We start from the raw sequence: 1,535 nt of genomic DNA, 5'->3' as shown, positions 1-1,535 counted from the left end.
TCTTTTTGAGTAACCCCCTGCAAAGGCTGGCCTCCACGCAAAAGACCCATGTTGAGGGCATGGGCAGCCATGAGGATAATCTTTGGAGTGCGGTAGCACTTGCGCAACACAAAGGCGGCTCTCCCTCCCAACTGCACTTTGGGTTTGCCCGTCTCGTCGCGCCCGAATAGCTCGGCTGCCCCCGGCACCGTCAGGGAGCCAACGCCTTGGGCTTCGTCATAGGCCCAATAGAGCCGCTTGGGATCCCGTAAAGTTTGATAGGCTAAACGGTAAAAGGCGGGCGGCAAATCTTGACCTTCATCGATCAAGATGGCGTCAAAAAGTTTAGGGATTTCCTTGGCTTTTAACTCTTGTTCTAACTCTTCGCAGACGTATTTGAAAGGCTCCGTTGTATAGTCATTTTTATCCCTTAACTCTGCCCTTGCCCGATCCAGGCTTTTGGGCGTTAAGCCACATTGGTGAGCGAGCAGGCGATAAAACCCAAGCTGATCCTGGGATCCCCAGGCATGCATCACCTGAATCCTTTCCCAATTTGGCTCGATGTCAAACTTGCTCTGACAGACTTCTGAGATTTGCCTGCGAATTTGCTCATAGAGAGAGCGGGTGTAGAAAACTACGGCGATGTCCCAATCGGGGTGGTCGGCGTGGATCTTGGCTGCCCTGCGAGTCAAGACTACGGTTTTGCCCGTCCCCGCCAGGCCCCGCAACCGCTGCGGCCCCTCAGGATATTGGGTGGCAATTTTGCGTTGGTCTTCATCGAGTTTGAAGATCCCTTCTTGGACGCGCCGGATCACCATTTGTGAATCGTAGCCATAGTTAGGCTGGCTATTGGTAGCATCTTCCAAATCTAAGCCCAAATGCCGAACAATCTGCTTTAGCTTTCCTTCGTGGAGAGGAGCTTGGGCAACCCGCCTAGCCTCATACAATCTTTGTTTCAGATGCTCGGGTTTCTCCAGATCATCAGCAAACACCAAGGCCCCTATAAGTGGCGGATCCCCAAAACGTTCTTGCCATTCCTGCCGCCGGATCCGGGGCAAAGCCACCCGCTTATCAAAGTTGATCTGATCTATTAGCGTTTGTATATCCAATTTTTTCCGCAGTAAATCCTTGACTTGAAACATTTGACTGCCTGCTTGTTGTAAAGGGGTTTCTGTTTCTTTTTGCCACTGCCGCATGCGCCATTCGTTGTTGTTGATGCTCTCAATATTGTACAGATTAAAGCCCTTACACTCGAACACCCAAATCCCCAATTCAGCATGAATCAGGAGGATGTCGATCTCAGCCCTGGGATTGCCTCGGCGATGATTATAAAGAACAGCTCGATGGAAAAGATAACCCGCGTCCGCTCCTAGCCCTTGGCGTAGCGCATTCCATACCACTGCCTCCGCAGCTATTCCTGGCAAGCTGTCGTCCAGAGCGCCGTCGGGTCGAAAGTGCATGGGGGATCCCTCATTTTCCAACTTGAACCCAATGTACAACAGAAACCTGAGCTCTTGGGGAAGGATCCAGGGCTCTTAAAGCAAAGACTCAGGCCG

The 1,535-nt window shown here is 51.8% G+C and carries 1 protein-coding gene; it reads right to left on the bottom strand.

Features of this window, described 5'->3' with window-relative positions:
• Nucleotides 1-1,439, bottom strand: a 1,439-nt coding sequence (locus NW844_RS12785; protein ID WP_414336192.1) for a DEAD/DEAH box helicase, incomplete at its 3' end; no start/stop codon positions are given.
• Between the last annotated feature and the right edge of the window lie 96 nt (nt 1,440-1,535).

The organism is Synechococcus sp. H55.2 (assembly GCF_047462495.1).
In the GTDB taxonomy this organism is placed as follows: domain Bacteria; phylum Cyanobacteriota; class Cyanobacteriia; order Thermostichales; family Thermostichaceae; genus Thermostichus.
The sequence above is the reverse complement of the archived record's forward strand: the minus strand, read 5'-3'. Positions and strand labels throughout refer to the sequence as shown.